At 58.9% G+C, this 12,190-nt stretch carries 13 protein-coding genes and 3 tRNA genes; 8 read left to right on the top strand and 8 right to left on the bottom strand.

All coding sequences use genetic code 11. From position 1 onward, the window contains the following. Positions 1–33 precede the first annotated feature (33 nt). Both tig and ACSBLW_RS03140 read right to left on the bottom strand, forming a co-directional pair. Positions 34–1,368 (bottom strand): trigger factor, encoded by a 1,335-nt coding sequence (tig, locus tag ACSBLW_RS03145; protein WP_435258784.1) that lies wholly within the window; start codon positions 1,366–1,368, stop codon positions 34–36. A gap of 24 nt (positions 1,369–1,392) precedes the next feature. Then, positions 1,393–1,477: transfer RNA gene (locus ACSBLW_RS03140), tRNA-Leu, on the bottom strand. A 322-nt stretch (positions 1,478–1,799) separates the two neighbouring features. Between ACSBLW_RS03140 and ACSBLW_RS03135 the strand changes: the two genes are divergently transcribed. Then, the gene (locus tag ACSBLW_RS03135; RefSeq protein WP_435258783.1) at positions 1,800–2,285 is read left to right on the top strand and encodes a Hint domain-containing protein; all 486 of its coding nucleotides are present in this window, start codon (positions 1,800–1,802) and stop codon (positions 2,283–2,285) included. Between the two features lie 49 nt (positions 2,286–2,334). Here the strand turns inward: ACSBLW_RS03135 and ACSBLW_RS03130 are convergent, their stop codons facing one another. Beyond that, positions 2,335–3,942 (bottom strand): NAD(P)H-hydrate dehydratase, encoded by a 1,608-nt coding sequence (locus ACSBLW_RS03130; RefSeq protein ID WP_435258782.1) that lies wholly within the window; start codon positions 3,940–3,942, stop codon positions 2,335–2,337. A 174-nt stretch (positions 3,943–4,116) separates the two neighbouring features. Between ACSBLW_RS03130 and ACSBLW_RS03125 the strand changes: the two genes are divergently transcribed. From ACSBLW_RS03125 to ACSBLW_RS03100, 6 genes are all read left to right on the top strand, one after another. Beyond that, entirely contained in the window at positions 4,117–4,455 is a 339-nt protein-coding gene (locus ACSBLW_RS03125) for a P-II family nitrogen regulator (protein ID WP_435258781.1), read from the top strand. Positions 4,456–4,525: 70 nt separating this feature from the next. Beyond that, entirely contained in the window at positions 4,526–5,935 is a 1,410-nt protein-coding gene (glnA, locus tag ACSBLW_RS03120; protein ID WP_435258780.1) for a type I glutamate--ammonia ligase, read from the top strand. A gap of 127 nt (positions 5,936–6,062) precedes the next feature. Continuing rightward, positions 6,063–6,650, top strand: a complete 588-nt coding sequence (locus ACSBLW_RS03115; RefSeq protein WP_435258779.1) for a hypothetical protein — start codon at positions 6,063–6,065, stop codon at positions 6,648–6,650. A gap of 205 nt (positions 6,651–6,855) precedes the next feature. Continuing rightward, a complete protein-coding gene (locus ACSBLW_RS03110; RefSeq protein ID WP_435258778.1) occupies positions 6,856–7,074 on the top strand; it encodes a hypothetical protein in 219 nt (72 codons plus the stop codon). A gap of 109 nt (positions 7,075–7,183) precedes the next feature. Beyond that, positions 7,184–7,699, top strand: coding sequence for a hypothetical protein (locus ACSBLW_RS03105; protein ID WP_435258777.1), 516 nt, complete (start codon positions 7,184–7,186; stop codon positions 7,697–7,699). A gap of 156 nt (positions 7,700–7,855) precedes the next feature. Further along, positions 7,856–8,146, top strand: a complete 291-nt coding sequence (locus ACSBLW_RS03100) for a hypothetical protein (RefSeq protein WP_435258776.1) — start codon at positions 7,856–7,858, stop codon at positions 8,144–8,146. 13 nt (positions 8,147–8,159) lie between these two features. On the opposite strand, the gene ACSBLW_RS03095 is transcribed toward ACSBLW_RS03100, so the two are convergent. Beyond that, entirely contained in the window at positions 8,160–8,951 is a 792-nt protein-coding gene (locus ACSBLW_RS03095; protein ID WP_435258775.1) for a heme-dependent oxidative N-demethylase family protein, read from the bottom strand. A gap of 128 nt (positions 8,952–9,079) precedes the next feature. On the opposite strand from ACSBLW_RS03095, the gene dddP reads away from it, so the two are divergent. Further along, on the top strand, positions 9,080–10,417 hold the full coding sequence (dddP, locus tag ACSBLW_RS03090) for a dimethylsulfonioproprionate lyase DddP (protein WP_435258774.1): 1,338 nt from the start codon (positions 9,080–9,082) through the stop codon (positions 10,415–10,417). On the opposite strand, the gene ACSBLW_RS03085 is transcribed toward dddP, so the two are convergent. The 4 genes from ACSBLW_RS03085 to ACSBLW_RS03070 form a co-directional block, all read right to left on the bottom strand. Continuing rightward, entirely contained in the window at positions 10,414–10,632 is a 219-nt protein-coding gene (locus ACSBLW_RS03085) for an RND transporter (RefSeq protein ID WP_435258773.1), read from the bottom strand. The two genes, dddP and ACSBLW_RS03085, sit on opposite strands and share 4 nt — an antisense overlap. 134 nt (positions 10,633–10,766) lie before the next feature. Beyond that, a tRNA-Asp gene (locus ACSBLW_RS03080) sits at positions 10,767–10,843 on the bottom strand. 237 nt (positions 10,844–11,080) lie between these two features. Continuing rightward, a tRNA-Asp gene (locus ACSBLW_RS03075) sits at positions 11,081–11,157 on the bottom strand. Between the two features lie 76 nt (positions 11,158–11,233). Further along, the gene (locus ACSBLW_RS03070) at positions 11,234–12,172 is read right to left on the bottom strand and encodes a pirin family protein (protein ID WP_435258772.1); all 939 of its coding nucleotides are present in this window, start codon (positions 12,170–12,172) and stop codon (positions 11,234–11,236) included. Between the last annotated feature and the right edge of the window lie 18 nt (positions 12,173–12,190).

The raw sequence follows: 12,190 nt of genomic DNA, 5'->3' as shown, positions 1-12,190 counted from the left end.
CGGCCCCCTGTCACAACCCCAAAGGGGGTTGGATTACATCTCGTCCAAAGCCTCAACGGCCTTTTGCAGATCTTCCTTCGACACGTCCTTGTCCGAAACCTTGGCGCCGGCCACGATGTGGTCAACAACCTTGTCTTCGAAGATCGGCGCGCGCAGCTGCTGCTGCATCTGCGGGTTCTTCTGCACGAATTCGAAGAACTGACGCTCTTGGCCTGGGTACTGGCGTGCAGCGTTCAGAACAGCCTGTGTCATCTCGGCGTCAGACACCTGAATCTCGGCCTTGCGACCGATTTCAGCCAGCAACAGACCCAGACGCACACGGCGCTCAGCCAGCGACTTGTGCTCATCCGTCGGCTCAATGGCGCCGTGGTTGTGGCCATGCTCTTCCGGATGCTCTTCATGCCACAGCTGGTGGGCAATCTGGTTTGCTTCTGCTTCAACCAAGGCCGAAGGAAGATCGAACTTCACCAGACCGTCCAGTTGGTCCAGCAAAGCGCGCTTCATGACAGCGCGGCTTGCGCCTTTGTATTCGGCTTCCAGACGCTCGGCGATCTGGCCCTTCAGTGCAGCAAGATCTTCTGCGCCGTAGTTCTTGGCCATCTCGTCATTGATCTCGGCAGCTTTCGGCTCTTTGACCGCTTTCACGGTGCATTCGAACACAGCAGCTTTGCCAGCCAGATGCTTGGCGCCATAGTTTTCCGGGAAGTTGACTTCCACGTTCTTTTCTTCACCAACCTTGGTGCCGATCAGCTGATCTTCAAAGCCCGGAATGAACGAGCCCGAACCCAGAACCAGCGGATAATCCTCGGCGGTGCCACCTTCGAAATAGTCGCCGTCAACCGAGCCCTTGAAGTCGATCACAACCTGATCGCCATCCTTGGCTTTCGAGCCCTTCTTGCGGTCTTCGAAAGACTGGGCGGTTGCGGCAAGATTCTTCAGCGCTTCTTCGATCGAGGCGTCGTCAGCCTTCACAACCAGACGCTCCAGCGTGATCTTCGATGCGTCCAGTTCCGGAATCGGCGGCAGGCAGTCATACGACATGGTCACGACAACATCCTTGCCTTCCGACCAGGTTTCGCCGTCCACCATCTTAACTTCCGGCTGCAGTGCTGGGCGGTCGCCGGTCTTGTCGAAGTGGTCCTTCATCGCGCCGTCGATGGCGTCCTGCATGGCGTCGCCCAGCATACGCTGACCGAACTGCTTTTTCAGCATGGCCATCGGCACCTTGCCCTTGCGGAAGCCCTTAATTTCGATCTCGGGCTGTGCCTCGAGCAGTTTTTCCTGAACTTTTGCGTCCAGTTCGGCGGCCGACACCGTGATGGTGTAGGCGCGCTTGAGGCCTTCGTTCAGGGTCTCGGTGACCTGCATCTTGTCGTCCTTCTTATCCAAACCTGGTGCGGGTGGAGGGACTTGAACCCCCACGCCTTGCGGCGCTGGAACCTAAATCCAGTGCGTCTACCAATTTCGCCACACCCGCAAATTGCTCAAAGCACCCCTGCCCGTCCCCCAAGGGACGGTGCCGGGTACCCTGAAATTCCGCGCCCTTCTAACAAAGCAAATGAGCAGATGCGAGAGGAAAATAACATGTAAGACGCAAGGCTTTTTCAAGCTCGGCTTAGACAGTCAAAACAGCCGATTGTGGCGCAAAATGTGAACAATCCTATCCAAATGGATGACTTAAGCGCCACATGAGCACTTTCTTAACCCGTGAGGGCCCAACATTACCTCGCCGAAGACATTATGATGACTTAATCTGCTGAGAAAAACTTCGAGGCAGACGTTCAGACGAGGAGGCGACCATGGTCGAGATGACTTTTGGTAAAAAGGCAGGCGATATTCGCGCATCTCATCAGATGCCCCGTTGTGGCATTGCAACCGGCTCAACGGTTCTGACACTCGCTGGCGCCCTTCCTGTTGAATATATCGCCCCTGGTGATCGCGTGATCACGCGCGCTGGCGCCCGCACTGTTCGGTCCGTTCAGATTTCCGTGGTCAAGAACTGCGACGTGATCAGCATTTCCGAGGGTGTGCTGGACCGCGACCGCCCGGACGAAGACATCTGCGTCGCCCCCACTCAACCAATCATGATCCGTGACTGGCGCGCCAAGGCGCTGTCCGGCGTCGCGCAGGCCGTGGTTGCGGCCTCCAAACTTGTCGATGGGGAATATGTGCGCCGGGTGACGGCCTCGGAAATCTGGATGATTTCGCTTCACTTCGATGCCACAGAGGTCATTTATGCGAATGGTCTCGAACTCACTTGCGAACCCGCTGAAGTGATGGCCTGAACCCGAACTTCCCTCGCAAGACCGCAAAGCCGCCTTTCGGGCGGCTTTTTCATTTCAACAGGCGGCGAAATACGGCTGGCAATTGCTCGGGCAAATCCTCGGCAATCAGGCCAGGGCCGAATTCCAGCGCGCATTCCACGTGCAGCCAAGCGCCGGTGCAGGCTGCATCAAAGGGCGGAAATCCCCGCGCCAAAAGCCCTGTGATAAACCCCGCCAAAACGTCGCCCGAACCTGCCGTCGCCAGCCAAGGCGCGGCGCGTTCATACTGTGCCGAATTGATCGCGGCGCACCCATCCGGCGCTGCAATCACCGTATCCGGCCCCTTGAACAACACCACACAGCCCGCCCGCGCTGCCGCCTCCCGGCAGGCATCCACCTTGGAGTAAGCTGGACCCTTGGTCGCTGGCGCGGCCAGCTTCTCGGCAATATCCGGGAAAAGGCGGGCAAACTCTCCGGCATGTGGCGTCAGCACACACCTCTCATGCAACGCCGAAAACAGCTCAGGCTCCTGCGACAGAATCGTCAGCGCATCAGCATCTAGCACCGTGGATCGGGCCTCAGCCAATCCCGCTGCCACCAAAGCCACCTCCCGCGCCCCGGTGCCCATCCCCGGTCCAAGGCACAGCGCGTTTATCCGCTTGTCCTCCAGCACCTGCGCCAAAGCCGACCCATCCGCCACCCCCCGCAGCATCACCGCATCCAGCCGCGCGGCGTTCTCGGGGATAGCGTCCAGTGGACACCCCACCGTCACCACCCCCGCCCCGATCCTGAGCGCCCCCCGCGCAGTGAGACGGGCAGCGCCGCCTTGCCCAGAGGGGCCGGAGAGGATGAGGGCGTGGCCGTGGGCGTATTTGTGGTCCCGACCGCTGTTTCCTTTCTGGGCAACACTGCTTGTTTGGACGGATTTCATAGTCAGTTGAACAAGCTTGCCGAGGTCTGTTGGTCCTTCGACTTTGCCCAAAGCCCCTGAAAGTATAAGGTAATCTATTGGTTGACGTCGCAGGCCAAGCGGCACGACAACTAACTTGCCGCACATTTGCGGCGCTTGGTGAGAATAGTGTCCGACGCGTGGACGTTCGAAAGTAACTGTAAGGTCGGCTCTGGAACTGTAACCTTGCAATGCTTTTCCGCTGTCCGAACAAGTGCCGGACGGAAGGTCGATCGATACACGCCGCCCAAACTTGGCTACTTTATGGGACCAAATCAAAGCGCCTCGCTCAAACTCTTGATCTACGGCGCGTGAAAGTCCCGTACCAAAGATCGCATCAACAACCAAGTCAGTCTGATATCCCCTGGCTCGGAAGTCGTCTTGATCCGTTCTCGGCTGACACACCTCCCCCATCCCCAACCACCGCTCATAATTCACCCGCGCGTCCGGCGGCAGCCGCTCCGGGTCGCCGTAGAGGAAGACCTCCACCTCCCAGCCCCGCTCCTTCAGCAGCCGCGCCACGACGAACCCATCGCCGCCGTTGTTGCCGGGGCCGCAGAGGACCACCGCCCGATGCGAGGAGGCCCGCAACTCTGGCCATTCCTCGAAAATCGCCTCGACAACCCCTTGTCCGGCGCGCTCCATCAACTCGAGGCCGGTCACTTCACCAGACGCAACCGCGGCCTGCTCAATGGCGCGCATTTGTGCAGAAGTCAGGAGTTCCGTCATTTCCCCGCCTCAGAAGTTTCCAAACTGCCCACCAAACAACCGCATTGCACATTTTTTAATCACAGGCTACGGAATCCCGCGACAGAGTAGCCCGTTCAAACCCTAGCGAATTGCCCCGCTCGTCGTGAAGTGGTCAGAGGGTCCGTGAGAGAAAAAACCGGGGGGAGTCGGCCCATGAAGAAGATCGAGGCGATCATCAAGCCCTTCAAGCTTGATGAGGTCAAGGAAGCCCTGCAGGAAGCGGGCATTCAGGGCCTTTCCGTCACCGAAGTCAAAGGCTTCGGCCGTCAAAAGGGCCATACCGAGCTTTATCGCGGCGCCGAATATGTCGTCGACTTCCTGCCCAAGGTGAAGATCGAAGTCATCCTGTCCGATGACATGGTCGATGCCGCCATCGAGGCGATCATCGCCGCCGCCCGCACCGACAAGATCGGCGACGGCAAGATCTTCGTCAGCTCCATCGAACAGGCCATCCGCATCCGCACCGGCGAAACCGGCGACGACGCGGTCTGACCCTGATCCGAGAAACACCGGGCCTTCACCGGCCCTGACTGAAACATCCACAACACCGAAAGGCAGCATGATGAGCGCGATCAAGAATGCTCTGAAACTGATGAAGGACGAAGAAATCGAATACGTTGATATTCGTTTCACCGATCCCAAAGGCAAACTCCAGCACGTGACCATCGTCGCCGATCTGGTCGATGAAGACTTCTTTGAAGAAGGCTTCATGTTCGACGGTTCGTCGATCGCTGGCTGGAAGTCGATCGACCAGTCCGACATGAAACTGATCCCCGACGCCTCCTCGGTCTATGTGGATCCGTTCTACGCTGAAAAAACCCTCTGCGTGCACTGCAACGTGGTCGAGCCCGACACCGGCGAAGCCTATAGCCGTGACCCGCGTGGCACCGCCGCCAAGGCCGAGGCTTACCTGAAGTCCTCGGGCATCGGCGACGCAGCCTATTTCGGCCCGGAAGCTGAATTCTTCATCTTCGACGACGTCCGTTACTCGGTCGCGCCGAACAAGGTGTCGTTCCAGCTGGACGCCGAAGCCGCCGCTTGGAACACCGACACCCCGATGGAAGGTGGCAACCTCGCTCACCGCGCCAATTACAAGGGCGGCTACTTCCCGGTGAACCCGGTTGACGAAGCCCAGGACATCCGCGGCGAGATGCTCTCGACCATGAAGCGCATGGGCATCAAGGTTGACAAGCACCACCACGAAGTGGCGACCTGCCAGCACGAACTCGGCATGATCTTCGGTGGTCTGGTCGAACAGGCTGACAACATCCAGAAGTACAAGTACGTGATCCACAACGTGGCCCACGCTTACGGCAAGACCGTGACCTTCATGCCGAAGCCGATGAAGGGCGACAACGGCTCGGGTATGCACGTCAACATGTCGATCTGGAAAGACGGCAAGCCGCTCTTCGCTGGCGACAAATACGCTGACCTGTCGCAGGAAGCCCTGTACTTCATCGGTGGCATCCTGAAGCACGCCAAGGCGCTGAACGCCCTGACCAACCCGTCGACCAACAGCTACAAGCGTCTGATCCCGGGCTTCGAAGCTCCGGTTCTGCGCGCCTTCTCGGCACGCAACCGCTCTGGCTGCGTTCGTATTCCGTGGACCGAATCGCCGAAGGCAAAGCGTGTGGAAGCCCGCTTCCCCGATCCGTCGGCAAACCCGTATCTTGCCTTCGCAGCCCTTCTTATGGCTGGCCTCGACGGCATCAAGAACAAGATCGACCCGGGCCCGGCTTCGGACAAGGACCTCTACGACCTGCCGCCGGAAGAACTGGCAGCGATCCCGACCGTTTGCGGCTCGCTCCGCGAAGCTCTGGAAGAGCTGGAAAAGGATCACGAGTTCCTGCTGGCTGGCGACGTGTTCACCAAGGACCAACTCGAAGGCTACATGGCCCTCAAGTGGGAAGAGGTTTACGCCTACGAGCACACGCCGCACCCGATCGAATACGCGATGTACTACTCCTGCTAATTGGCGGGGAAGTCAGGAAAGGGCGCCTTCGGGCGCCCTTTTTCGTTCTGCTGCTGGCGAAATCCATGATTGCAGAATGCCCCCCTTGGCCTACACTCCCGGGATTGTCATTCCGTGGAAGAATTTCATGCTTCGCTTTTTCCCGCTTTTCCTTTGCCTGACCGCCCTGCCCGCCGTTGCCTGCCCATACCGGCTGGAACCAGGGCAAGTCGCCGTGTTGACCAGCGAGAACCCACCCTCGACCGAACGCTTTACGCGCACCGATAAAGGGGTAACCCAACACCGGCTTACCCAATGGCCCGAAGGGCCTGATGAGGCCAATTACCTCTATCCGCACCCCCTGATCGTTGGGGAAAGGGTCAGCGATGGTGTGACGCTCAGCTTTCGCTACAAGGGCAACCCGCTAGAGTGGCTGGACCAATTGCCCAGCCGTCAGGGATGGCGTGCCAATGTCGTTCTCTACCGCGACGGCGTGGCCCAGACCAAAGGCACGAACAAGCTGGAATTTCTGGGTCTCGGGCGCGTCGAAATCGGAGATTGCCGCTACGGTGTCTGGCGTGTCCAAGAAGTGATGGAGCTTGATGGAATGGAGCCCATCACTTTTGAAAAAGCCTTCAACCCAGATCTGGGGCTGGTGCTCTTGGTCACCCGAACCGGACCGGATGGTTCAGCTCTGTCCGTTGCGGGTTACGACCGCATCGAAGTCGAGGACTGACCGGAGATCCGGAAACAATCAGGGCGCTCCGCGCCAGCGCTTTGACATCGCTTTGTTTTTGGCGCGGCAGTCCTGAGTCCTTTTCGCAACATGGTTTACGAAAACGAAACGATTTTCCTGCAACTCTCGGATTGTCATCTGATTGCCTTGTTATCGGCGCATTCGGTGACAGACTGGCAAAACAGGTCTTGTCTGAGTAGGTCCCATGTCGAACATTCTTTCCTTCGCCCTCGCCCATGCAGCGCGCAAGAACCGCGATGATGTTGACGAATCGTGGGTCGAACTGGCCAAGCATCCGGGCGTCCTGAATCAGCTTTTTGACCAGATCAAACTGGCGCCACGCCCGAATCCGACTGTCGTCGGGCGTCGTTCACGGGCCCAAACAGTCCCTTTGTTAACCAATCATAGACAAATGGCTGTATGATCCCTCCGATCGGGGACGGAAACCTAGTCGCCTGTCCGCGTGACGGCGGCGCCGTCTGAAGGCATCTTTCTCAAGCGGGCAAAACCGCAAATGTTAAAGGAGCCAAGCCATGACACAGGTGCGTCGCGTTCGTCCAGTAAACGGAATGCCTCGGACTGATCGTCCGGATGCCAGAGCGACGGTTTCGACCGAAACCCGCCGCGCTCGTCAAGCTGTCGTGGTCCCGCTCTTCCCTCAATCTCCGCGTAAGACCGAGACCGAGGACAGCCAGATCGAGAACATCTTCGCCGATCTTGGCGATCTTCGTCCCGTGGATGCACGTGTCCGCAAAGCCCGTATCCGGGTCCGGGCCTGCCTCCCTTCGGCTGACATTCCCCGGATCGACAACATGTTTGACGACTCCTGCCCCGAGATCTCGGACGAGTGCATGTCTCAGGCTGTCAGCCTGTTCCGCGCAAAGAATCGTCGTCCGATGGAAGCCGTACGCGAAGAAATCAGCGCCTATCACCGTGATAACGCCCAACGCCACGTCGGCGAAGTCCTTCAGATGCCTTGGCCCCGCGTCGCAGCCAGCGTGTTTGGCATGCTCTCCCTGATCCACCTCGGCAGCTCGCAAGCCTTCTGAGTAGAAATCCTATCCGAACGGGTATTTTGATCACCCTTTGTATATACTCTCCAACCCTTTGCGGTAGTTGAGCGACAATTAGTTCATGTGCAACAAAACGTTTGGTTTGGTGTCCAGACGATTAGGTGGTCTACGATGTCGCTTTCAAAGCTGTTCTTGATGGATGCCGAACCTGCTTCCGCGGCGTTTTCGGACAAGGCGCGGAATGATCGTCCTGCTGAACCCTTGGACGATCCGTTTGGCTTCTTGACGCCTGATGGAAATCCCCCTGAGGAAGGCCGGAGAGTCATCTCGGCGCTTTTTTCCGACTGGGGAAAAAACCACGTAAGCGCGGTCTCCCGCGACGGCTACATTCCCGACGTTGCTTCCGATGAGTTCTTGGGAAAGACGAATTCAAACGTTGTGGCGCGGTTCTTCTATCGGCTTGTGAACCGGTTTATAGCCTAATTCGCAGCCCCAATCATTCTGCCCGGTGAATTGGAAATTCCAGCAGGCCGGCCTCTTGGTCAGGTGTCAGATCCTTGCGATCGACCAGATAGGTATGGATCGAAAACAGAACCGCCCGCGTTTTCGGCAGCCGGATCAGGCATTGCCGCTCTGACCGGATAAAGGGCATCTCGCCCTGCTCAACCGTGTCCTTTGCCGCGTCTTCCCGCAGCGGGTTGAAAAGCGGTGCCCGCGAATGGTGCGCATTGGCCCGCCACAGCGGGTTTTCCTCGCGCACCGCATCCATCAACCGCTGCACACGCTTGCCAACATCTTCGGTATATTTGGCCACGGGCACATGAATCCGCATCATCGCCCGGCCCAGCTTTTCATGCAGCGTCCAACCTGCGGGAAAGCACAGGACCGCTGCCGATAAAAGATGTTCTCCAGCCCCGTCCTCCTCCATCAGGCACAGGTCTTCCTGCACCAGATGGCCCAGCGTCCACAGCTTGCGCTCCGGGTCCAACACCACCGTCACCCCGTCCGGCCGCGTCACAGCATCGCCATCCCGCGAAAAGCCGTCGGGCAAACGGTCCAGAACAAAGTCATAAAGCTCTGCCACCGCTGGCGCAGACTGTGCCGTTTCGCCCAAGACCTCGTCTGGCCGCTCCGCCAAAAGCCGCTCTCGCAGCGCCATCTGCGCCGCAAAGGCATCATCTACGCGCAGCCAATCCCCCATGTCCAAAGGCAGGATCCCCGGCAACCGCCGAGTCCGCGCATCGGCCCAGGGGGCAAAGGGCAAGGATTTCTGCAAAACACGTTCCATTCCCTATCCCTAGCCCAGCTTTCCCCGCAGCCGATAGCCCCATTCCGACACGCGCAGGTCGCTTGCGGCAAAGCCCCACAGCCGCCCGGCTTTCACCATCGTCGAAATCCGAACAAGGGGCACAGCCGATGAACCGCCACTATGTCGAACGCCGCAAGATCGACCCGACCAAAGGCCCCCGCCTTGATGATGGCAGCTTGAACGACAATGACCGCGTCGAAATCGGCCCCACCCCCCTTGCCTTGAAAGAATGGGAAAATGCCGGTCTCATCCTGCCCAATCTGGAACGGATGCGAGAATTTCGCTGGAACCGCCTGACCCGCGCCGTCAATGACCGCGATTACGGCGGCATCCTGATGTTTGATCCGCTGAACATCCGCTACGCCACCGACTCGACCAATATGCAGTTGTGGAACACCCACAACGCCTTTCGCGCCTGCCTTGTTTGCGCCGATGGCTACATGGTGGTCTGGGACTACAAACAGGCCATGTTCCTGTCGCGCTTCAATGCGCTTGTGCGCGAACAACGCTCGGGCGCGGATCTGTTCTATTTCGACAGGGGGGACCGCCTAGATATTGCCGCAGATCAGTTCAGCCGCGAAGTCCGCGACCTGATACGCGAACATGGCGGCGGCAATATGCGTCTTGGTGTCGATAAGGTCATGCTGCACGGCCTGCGCGCGCTGGAGGCACAGGGCTTCACCGTCCTGCCGGGCGAGGAGCTGACCGAAAAGACCCGCGCCATCAAAGGGCCAGACGAAATTCGTGCCATGCGCTGCGCCCATCACGCCTGCGAAGCCGCCATTGCCGAAATGGAAAAGGCCGCCCGTGCCGGGGTGCCCAAGGGCGACATGACAGAAGACGACATCTGGGCCGTTCTTCATGCCGAAAACATCCGGCGCGGTGGCGAATGGATCGAAACCCGGCTCCTCGCCTCCGGCCCCCGAACAAATCCGTGGTTTCAGGAATGTGGCCCGCGCACTGTCCAGAACAACGAAATCGTCGCGTTCGATACCGACCTGATCGGCAGCTACGGCATTTGCATCGACATCAGCCGCACATGGTGGATTGGTGACGAAAAGCCCCGCCAAGACATGATTGACACCATGAAGATCGGCTTGGAACATATTGAACACAATATGAATATGCTAAAGCCTGGCGTGATGATCGGGGATCTTTCCCGCAACTGCCACCGCCTGCCAGACCAAATGCAAAAACAGAAATACGGCTGCATGATGCATGGCGTCGGTCTTTGCGATGAATGGCCGCTGGTGGCCTATCCTGACCAGATGGTCGAAGGCGCTTTCGACTACCCGCTTGAGGCCGGGATGGTGCTTTGTGTCGAGGTCTTGGCCAGCCCCGAAGACGGCGATTTCTCGATCAAGCTGGAAGAACAGGTTCTGATCACCGAAACCGGTTTTGAAAACCTGACCAAATACCCGTTCGACCCGCGCCTTCTGGGTTAACGGGCCAAGGCCAAGCGCACCAATTTTGCCGCCAGCACCAACCACGGGGTTGCGTGCAGCAGCAGGTCAAAGACGTCAATCGGCTTGGTCAATGTTCCCTGCGCCAGCATTCGCAGCTTCTCCATCAGATGCGGCTCTGGAAAGAAGGGCGCGAGACCAAGCGTCAGCGCCGCCAGAATGACGAAATGCAGGGGAATCTGGTCCAGCAGGCTCATGGCGGCTCCGTGTATAGGCCTGTGCAGGCAATTTCTGCGTCTGACCTAACACACATTCAAACAGTTGCATATGGCAAAAGCGGGGGCCGGAAAACCAAAAACCCCCGCCGTTTCCGGCAGGGGTTTTGGAGAAGTGGCGCGGTTGACGGGGCTCGAACCCGCGACCCCCGGCGTGACAGGCCGGTACTCTAACCAACTGAGCTACAACCGCGCGATAGGGGCTGATTATCCCCTGCCTTGGGGGGCGTCAAGCAGGAAATGGGCGGACGCCTGCAACTTTGGACCTCAAAGCGGGAAAGGACGGGCAGTTGTTAAAAACCCGTAAAGATGCGCCGCCAAGTCTTTGAAAAGATTGGGTCCATTTTGCGTCCCCGACGGGGACGCTTAGCGAGCGGGGCCACAAATGCGAAAGGCCCCCGCTTTCGCAGGGGCCCTTTCGTTTACGAAGTGGCGCGGTTGACGGGGCTCGAACCCGCGACCCCCGGCGTGACAGGCCGGTACTCTAACCAACTGAGCTACAACCGCGCAGTCTTCGTGGGGCGTCTGATAGAGAAGCCTTTCGGCGGCGTCAAGCGGGTGCGTGACGATTTTCTTCCCCTTCTTACCGGGGCGGAGCCGGAATGAATTCCTGATCATCCCCCGGCGGCAACTTGAAACGCCCATGCGCCCAATCCCCCGCCCGCCACGCCTCTTTTGCGGCCTCCAGACGTTCTTTGGAAGAGGCCACAAAGTTCCACCAGATATGACGCGGCCCTTCCATCGTCGCGCCGCCCAACAGCATGACCCGCGCCCCCTGATCGCCTGCTTTCACCGACACCCGATCACCCGGACGAAAGACCAGCATTCGTCCGGCCTCAAAGTTCTGCCCCGCAACCGTGAGCTCACCCTGCAAAACATAGACGCCCCGATCCTCGTGATTGTCGGGCAAGGGAATCGAAGCCCCGGGTTTCAGGATCGCGTCAGCATAAAAGGTCTCGAACCCCAAGGGCACCGGCGCCGAGGCCCCGTAGACATCGCCCAGAATCACGCGCACCTCTTTGCCCTCACCTTTCAGAACCGGCAGGTCGGATTTCGGGGCGTGATGGAACGCCGCCGGATCATCCTCGCGGTCCAAGGGAAGGGCCAGCCATGTCTGCAAACCAAACAGATCATGCGGGCTCTGCCGCTGTGCTTCATCTTGCCGTTCGGAATGGGTAATGCCCTGCCCCGCCAGCATCCAGTTCACCGCCCCCGGTTCAATCCACGAATCCGTGCCCAGCGAATCCCGGTGATGGATGCGTCCCTTCATCAGATAGGTGACAGTCCCCAACCCGATATGCGGATGGGGACGCACATCAATCCCTTGTCCGGTCAAGAACTCGGCGGGGCCCATCTGATCGAAGAAAATGAACGGACCCACCATCTGCCGCTGCACCGAGGGCAAGGCGCGCCGCACCTCGAACCCGCCGATATCGCGCGCCCGCGGAACGATGACCGCTTCAATTGCATCAACAGCATCACCGATCGGGATCGACGGGTCCAGCGCAGGGTTCCAACTCATGACAGCCTCCTGTTCCTT

This window comes from Thioclava sp. FR2, from assembly GCF_051200875.1.
Taxonomy (GTDB): Bacteria; Pseudomonadota; Alphaproteobacteria; order Rhodobacterales; family Rhodobacteraceae; genus Pseudotabrizicola.
This window is presented reverse-complemented; position numbering and strand designations above follow the sequence as displayed.

Bases quoted from the DNA above. Each gene is read 5' to 3' on its own strand.
- tig (WP_435258784.1), bottom strand. From the start codon at position 1,368: ATGCAGGTCACCGAGACCCTGAACGAAGGCCTCAAGCGCGCCTACACC.
- ACSBLW_RS03135 (WP_435258783.1), top strand. From the start codon at position 1,800: ATGGTCGAGATGACTTTTGGTAAAAAGGCAGGCGATATTCGCGCATCT.
- ACSBLW_RS03130 (WP_435258782.1), bottom strand. From the start codon at position 3,942: ATGACGGAACTCCTGACTTCTGCACAAATGCGCGCCATTGAGCAGGCC.
- ACSBLW_RS03125 (WP_435258781.1), top strand. From the start codon at position 4,117: ATGAAGAAGATCGAGGCGATCATCAAGCCCTTCAAGCTTGATGAGGTC.
- glnA (WP_435258780.1), top strand. From the start codon at position 4,526: ATGAGCGCGATCAAGAATGCTCTGAAACTGATGAAGGACGAAGAAATC.
- ACSBLW_RS03115 (WP_435258779.1), top strand. From the start codon at position 6,063: ATGCTTCGCTTTTTCCCGCTTTTCCTTTGCCTGACCGCCCTGCCCGCC.
- ACSBLW_RS03110 (WP_435258778.1), top strand. From the start codon at position 6,856: ATGTCGAACATTCTTTCCTTCGCCCTCGCCCATGCAGCGCGCAAGAAC.
- ACSBLW_RS03105 (WP_435258777.1), top strand. From the start codon at position 7,184: ATGACACAGGTGCGTCGCGTTCGTCCAGTAAACGGAATGCCTCGGACT.
- ACSBLW_RS03095 (WP_435258775.1), bottom strand. From the start codon at position 8,951: ATGGAACGTGTTTTGCAGAAATCCTTGCCCTTTGCCCCCTGGGCCGAT.
- dddP (WP_435258774.1), top strand. From the start codon at position 9,080: ATGAACCGCCACTATGTCGAACGCCGCAAGATCGACCCGACCAAAGGC.
- ACSBLW_RS03085 (WP_435258773.1), bottom strand. From the start codon at position 10,632: ATGAGCCTGCTGGACCAGATTCCCCTGCATTTCGTCATTCTGGCGGCG.
- ACSBLW_RS03070 (WP_435258772.1), bottom strand. From the start codon at position 12,172: ATGAGTTGGAACCCTGCGCTGGACCCGTCGATCCCGATCGGTGATGCT.